Origin of the sequence: Streptomyces echinoruber (assembly GCF_014651135.1) — a bacterium.
In the GTDB taxonomy this organism is placed as follows: Bacteria; Actinomycetota; Actinomycetes; order Streptomycetales; family Streptomycetaceae; genus Streptomyces; species Streptomyces echinoruber.
In genome coordinates, this window is record NZ_BMWH01000062.1 from 1 (window position 1) to 5,387 (window position 5,387).

General features: G+C 73.6%; 6 protein-coding genes. 1 reads left to right on the top strand and 5 read right to left on the bottom strand.

The genetic code is table 11. The features are described from left to right. Nucleotides 1-378 precede the first annotated feature (378 nt). Nucleotides 379-927, bottom strand: a complete 549-nt coding sequence (locus tag IE225_RS32280) for a SigE family RNA polymerase sigma factor (protein WP_190061227.1) — start codon at nucleotides 925-927, stop codon at nucleotides 379-381. A gap of 539 nt (nucleotides 928-1,466) precedes the next feature. Beyond that, nucleotides 1,467-1,778 carry a hypothetical protein gene (locus IE225_RS32285; protein WP_190061228.1) on the bottom strand — a complete coding sequence of 104 codons (312 nt, stop codon included), beginning with the start codon at nucleotides 1,776-1,778 and terminating at the stop codon, nucleotides 1,467-1,469. 380 nt (nucleotides 1,779-2,158) lie between these two features. On the opposite strand from IE225_RS32285, the gene IE225_RS32290 reads away from it, so the two are divergent. Then, the gene (locus tag IE225_RS32290; protein WP_190061229.1) at nucleotides 2,159-3,028 is read left to right on the top strand and encodes a bifunctional DNA primase/polymerase; all 870 of its coding nucleotides are present in this window, start codon (nucleotides 2,159-2,161) and stop codon (nucleotides 3,026-3,028) included. Between the two features lie 233 nt (nucleotides 3,029-3,261). On the opposite strand, the gene IE225_RS32295 is transcribed toward IE225_RS32290, so the two are convergent. The 3 genes from IE225_RS32295 to IE225_RS32305 form a co-directional block, all read right to left on the bottom strand. Next, nucleotides 3,262-4,098 (bottom strand): hypothetical protein, encoded by an 837-nt coding sequence (locus IE225_RS32295; RefSeq protein WP_190061230.1) that lies wholly within the window; start codon nucleotides 4,096-4,098, stop codon nucleotides 3,262-3,264. 223 nt (nucleotides 4,099-4,321) lie between these two features. Continuing rightward, a complete protein-coding gene (locus tag IE225_RS32300; protein WP_229880209.1) occupies nucleotides 4,322-4,603 on the bottom strand; it encodes a hypothetical protein in 282 nt (93 codons plus the stop codon). 227 nt (nucleotides 4,604-4,830) lie between these two features. Next, on the bottom strand, nucleotides 4,831-5,226 hold the full coding sequence (locus tag IE225_RS32305) for a hypothetical protein (RefSeq protein WP_190061231.1): 396 nt from the start codon (nucleotides 5,224-5,226) through the stop codon (nucleotides 4,831-4,833). Between the last annotated feature and the right edge of the window lie 161 nt (nucleotides 5,227-5,387).

Consider the following 5,387-nt stretch of genomic DNA (forward strand, 5'->3'; position numbering starts at 1 on the left):
CCAGCCGGGCCGCGCGGACGCCGATCTCGGCGAAGGAGCGGCGGTGCGGTTCGCCCTCGCCGGTCCACGTCGTCACCTGCGAGGCTCCGTGGACCGTTGACCCGTGGGTCAGGATCCTGGAGATCAGCAGCGGTACGTCCTGCATGGTGCTCAGCACGGCGTCCTCCCAGGCGACATGGCCGGCGCGGTCTCGCCCTACGTGGTGGTAGGTGTTGCGCTGATTCTGCGCACATACCGCGCGGTATGTCACTAGACGCGGGTGATCGATCATGCGGGCGACGCATCGGCGGGGCGGCCGCCGGGGCGGGAAGGGGGTGGGCGGAGGAGGCCGGGCGGGGACAGGGTGAGCGGGGAGAGGCGGGCGAGAGGGGAGGGCGGCTACCGGACCAGCACCAGCTCCGGGTCCTCCCGCAGCTTCGCCAGCGCCCGCGACACCGCCGACTTCACCGTGCCCACCGACACCCCCAGCACCTCGGCGGTCTGGGCCTCGCTGAGGTCCTCGTAGTAGCGCAGGACGACCATGGCCCGCTGCCGCGCCGGCAGCCTGGTGATCGCGCGCCACATCGCGTCGTGCAGCGCCTGCCGCTCCGCCGGGTCGTCGGCGCCGGCCACGGGCTCCGGCTCGGGCAGCTCGTCGCACACGAACTCGTCGACCCGGCGCTTGCGCCACTGCGAGGTGCGGGTGTTGAGCAGCGCCCGGCGCACGTAGCCGTCGACGGCGCGATGGTCCGCGATCCGCCCCCAGGCGAGGTAGGTCTTGGCGAGCGCGGTCTGCAGCAGGTCCTCCGCGTCGCTCGGGTTCGCGGTCAGCGACCGGGCGGTGCGCAGCAGCACCGGTTGGCGGGCCTTCACGTACGACGCGAAGGGCAGGGCCTGCGCCACCGGTGTGGCGGCCTGGGACACGCTGGTGGCGAGGGGTGTGGTCATGGCTCCACGCTAGGAGCGCACCCCGGCCGGGCGGATCGGCCGCAGGTCCAGAAGCTGCGTCCCCCTCAGGTTGTAGGGGTGGAGGCCGCCCCACCTCCTGAAGGTGGACGAGGGAAGGAGACCGGGTCCGGGTTCGCCCCTGGGGGCGGGTCCGGGTTCGCCTCCGGGGGCAGGGCGTTCGGCCCGGGCGCGAGGTCGCCCGGCCCGGCCGTCCGTCCGCCGCCGGGACCAGTGCCGACGCGGATGCTCCGGAGTCCGGGGTGACCTGGGCCCGGGGCGGCTGGGGCCCGGGCGACTGGGGTCCGGAGTGACCGAGGCCAGGGCCACCAGGGCCCGAGCGATGCCGGGCACCTGCCCGACGCGGCAAGGGTGCACCGCAGTTGCCGTACCACCCACGCCCCGCCCCCGTCTCGGTCGCCGTCTCCGCGGTCGTGTCCCCGCATGCCGGCGCGGCGGCGCCGGAGCACCGCCGCGCCGGTGTGCTGCATCCCCACAGAGCACACCCCGTACGGGAGTTCAGGCCTCCCGCGGCCGACGCCTCACCACAGGCGGGTGAAGCGGACGGCGACGTTCTCGTTGCCCTGGTTGACGGCCGTGAAGGCGGAGCCGTCGACCTGGGCGGCGTTGTTCTGGTTCGAGGCACCGGGGCCGACGGCCTGCTGCTGGGTGGTGGACGGGTTGCCGCTGTTGTCGCGGCCGACCCCGCTGCCGGCGACGCTCGCCACGGCGGCGTTCGATCCGTCGTCCGCGAAGGAGCCGTTGTCGGCCGCGGCGATGCCGCTGAAGAGAACCGCGGCGATCGGGAGGGCCGAGACGGCCGCGATGACGCGGGCGGTACGGATACTTGCCATGTTGCTCCTCCAGGACGGGAGTTCAGCCCGGCTGCGCGCCGGAGGCGGGTGGGCTTTCCTGAACTGCGGCTTCCACCGAGGAAGTTGGCCGACCGCCTCGGTGCGGTGCACGACGTCGCACATCCAGAGTTGCCCACCGAATCCCCACCGAACCAGCCCGGAAGCCGTGATTCGCACTCAAGCGTGATGACATGTCGATAAACCCCTCGCACCGCAGAAATCGCCCCTGAACCCCGCCCGCGTGAGTGGGCCGGTCGCGGAGCGCCCTGCGCCACTTGAGGTGAACCGTTCCGGCACATTTCCGGCCATTCCGCCCGCACCGGCGTGTCCTCGCCCCGCCACCCCTTCCCTTTTTCGAACACAAGTACGAACATGGAGGCATGGCCACCATCGACCGGCAGACCACGACGCTGGCCCTCGCCCACGCCCTCTCGGCCGCCGAGCGCGGTCTGGCCGTCATCCCCCTGTCCCGGACGAAGCTCCCGGCCCTGCGCTCACCCCACCGCGACGACCCCACCGCCGCCGCGTGCCACGGCGAGTGCGGCCGCTACGGCCACGGCGTGTACGACGCCACCACCGACCCCGCACGCATCCGCGAGATGTTCGCCGCCGCCCCCTGGGCCACCGGTTACGGCATCGCCTGCGGTCTGCCCCCGTACCACCTCATCGGCATCGACCTCGACACCAAGTCGGACACGGACTCGTCGGCGGCCCTGCGCGAGCTGGCCCTGCGCCACCTGTTCACGATCCCCGAGACCGTCGTCGTCCTGACCCCCTCCGGCGGCCGCCACCTCTGGCTCAGCGGCCCGCCCGACGTCGTCGTGCCCAACTCCGCGAGCCGGCTCGCTCCCGGCATCGACGTCCGCGGCGCCGGCGGCTACCTGGTCGGCCCCGGCTCCCGCACCGACCACGGCTCCTACACCACCGCCCCCGGCACCGGCCGGCTGCCTCCCGCCCCCTGCCCGCCGTCCCTCCTGCGCCTCCTCCTCGGACCGCCCCGCACCCCGCGCCGCCCCGCCCCGCGGGCCGACAGCGCCCATGGCCAGGGCTTGATCCACTTCGTCCTCTCCGCCCACCCGGGCCAGCGCAACACGCGCCTGTTCTGGGCCGCCTGCCGCGCCTACGAGAGCGGCCTCGGCCCCGCCCTCGCGGCCGCCCTGATCGACGCGGCCGTCCACACGGGGCTGACGGTGCAGGAGGCGCAGGCCACGGTCGCCTCGGCGGCGCGGATGACCCGCCGGGCGGAGTGAGGGCGCGGTCCCGGTCCCGGCCCCGGGAGGGCGGGCCGGGCAGGACCCACGGGGGCCGGCGGAGAGGCACCCACCGGGGCCGGGGAGAGGCACCGGCCCGCCGCGGCGAAGAGGCGCCGGTCCGCTGCAGCGGAAAGACCCCGGCCCGCCGCGGCGGAAAGACCCCGACCGGCCGCGGCGAAGAGGCGCCGGTCGGCCGGCCGGGCGTCACGGCGGGCACGGGCGGCGCGCGCTCACCCCGCCGAACCGGACCACCGGGCGAAGACACCCGGCCGGCCGCTCGGCTCGCCTCTCGGGCCGGGCAGCGTCCGCCGGGCGTCCGCGAGTCCCGGCCCCGGACGCTCGCCCTTCTCCGTGCCCGCCCGGTCGGGCGAGCGGGGCGGACCGGCCGCGGACGCCTTGGCGCCTCCGGGCTCCTCGGCCGCCTTTTCGCCGGCGGACGCGGACGGGGCGCCGGAAGCGCTCCGGTCTACGCGGTGCCGGGGCGCGGCCCGGCGGGGCGGCCGGGTCAGGGTGATCTGGCGGACCAGCTGCTGGAAGCAGGCCAGGGACGCGAGACTCGGCAGGGCGGCTGCCACCATGTCGATGGGGTCCCGGGAGGCCTGGGCGATGCACAGGAGCATCGCGATGAGGGAGAAGGCCAGCACCACGCACCACGAGTGAACGGCACGGCGCAGGTGCAGCGCCGCCCGCACCACGGACAGCGACGCCACCAGCCAGGGCCCGAAGACGAGGAAGGGCCACCAGGGCACGGAGCTCTCCGCCGCGTGGGAGGCGGCGACGAGACGCAGGGGGTCGTAGGCGACCACCGAACCGAAGAAGCTCACGGCGGACGCGATGAGTACGACGGCGACGGCGATGACCTGGCTGGTGGTCCGTACTCCGTTCAGGTGCTTGCGTTCACGGACCTTGCGGTGTCCTCGGCGGGCATAGTGCGGCAGCGGCGGCAGCTCCGCCGTGATGTCCTGCAGAGCCCCGAGGGGGGAGCCGGGAGCCGGCTCGGTGACCGATGTCTCGCCGTGGTCCGCGGCGTCGTCGGAGATCTGCCCCTCGATGGCGTCCTGGAGCATGTACGCGAGCTCCTCGGCCGGATCCCAGCTCGAGTCCGGCGGCACCAGCGGAGCCGTGAACGGATCGGCGGGGGCCCGGTGCCGGCCGCGGTCCGCATGGTCGAACCCGGTACCGAATCCGCTGCCGAATCCGGTGCCGAACCCGCTGCCGAACCCGGTCGGATGATCCGCGGAAGAGCGTGCGCGATGGTCGGTTCGTTCGTCCCACATGGCGCAGCCCGTGTCATTCCGCCCGCGAGAAAGAGGACCATCCGCCGGCACCGCTCCACCGCCGGGCGAGGTCGGCCTCCAGCGCACTCATGCGGTCGAGGAAGTCCAGCAGGAGGGATTCCGTCACGTCCAGTGGGACGGGGAGCCCGCCGCCGGTGAGCGTACCGTTGGTGCCCGACGAGTGCACCGGGGCGGGGACGTACGTGTAGGCGCCCAACCTGACCGCGTGGTCCGCGGCCGCGCCCTGCTGTTCCTGGCGCAGACGGAAGAAGTTTCCCCGAGTTGCCTTGGTCATAACCCCACTAACGGCGCCCCGTTCCCACGGATGCGCGGCATTGGAGTGATGGGCTCCGACTCAGGAGTGAACGACTCCGTGGACGGGTACCTCCTCGCCTCGCGCCGCCCGGACCCGGTGACCGCGGTACGAAAAGCCCACCACCCGGCCGGTGCAGCCGCCTGCGGCAGGGGCATGGTCATGGTCACGGTCACGTCCTCCGCCGGGGCCGGCACGGTCCGGTCCGGTCAGGAACGTTCGCCGCCGCCGGAGGAGCGGTGGCCGCGGCCGGCCCCGCCGGCGGGTTCGCGGGTGCCGCCGCCCTCAGAGGCCGCGTGCTGGGTCAGCACCTTGATGATCTCCGAGGCCAGCGCGTCTGCCAGGGCGGGCGCGAGCGCGTCCGCCAGCGCGGTCGCGAGGGCCTGCGCGAACAGCACCCTTTCCAGTTCCGAGGAACGGGAGGGCGGCTTCGACAGGGACGCCGCGGCCGCTTCCATCAGGGCCACGGCCAGTGGGTCCTTCCCATGCTTGACGCCGGTGCCGGTATGCGGAATTCCCGCCTCGCGCATCATTTCCTCGAAGATCTCGTCGATGAAGGCCTCCACGGGATCCCGTTCCGATTCTCCGCCGGGCTCAGCTGCCATTGTGGTTCCTCAAGTCTTTGATGTCCGTACGGGGCCTGCCCTCCGATGCCGAAAACCGCGGAAATCGGAGGGCAGGGATGTCACTTTTCCCTCAGCGGCGCATGAGCGCGGCGAGAAGAAGCGGGTGCTGCACCAGCGACTCACCACGCTCCTCACGACGA

Coding starts and splice junctions, on each gene's coding strand:
- IE225_RS32280 (WP_190061227.1), bottom strand. CDS start 927: ATGACCACACCCCTCGCCACCAGCGTGTCCCAGGCCGCCACACCGGTG.
- IE225_RS32285 (WP_190061228.1), bottom strand. CDS start 1,778: ATGGCAAGTATCCGTACCGCCCGCGTCATCGCGGCCGTCTCGGCCCTC.
- IE225_RS32290 (WP_190061229.1), top strand. CDS start 2,159: ATGGCCACCATCGACCGGCAGACCACGACGCTGGCCCTCGCCCACGCC.
- IE225_RS32295 (WP_190061230.1), bottom strand. CDS start 4,098: ATGCTCCAGGACGCCATCGAGGGGCAGATCTCCGACGACGCCGCGGAC.
- IE225_RS32300 (WP_229880209.1), bottom strand. CDS start 4,603: ATGACCAAGGCAACTCGGGGAAACTTCTTCCGTCTGCGCCAGGAACAG.
- IE225_RS32305 (WP_190061231.1), bottom strand. CDS start 5,226: ATGGCAGCTGAGCCCGGCGGAGAATCGGAACGGGATCCCGTGGAGGCC.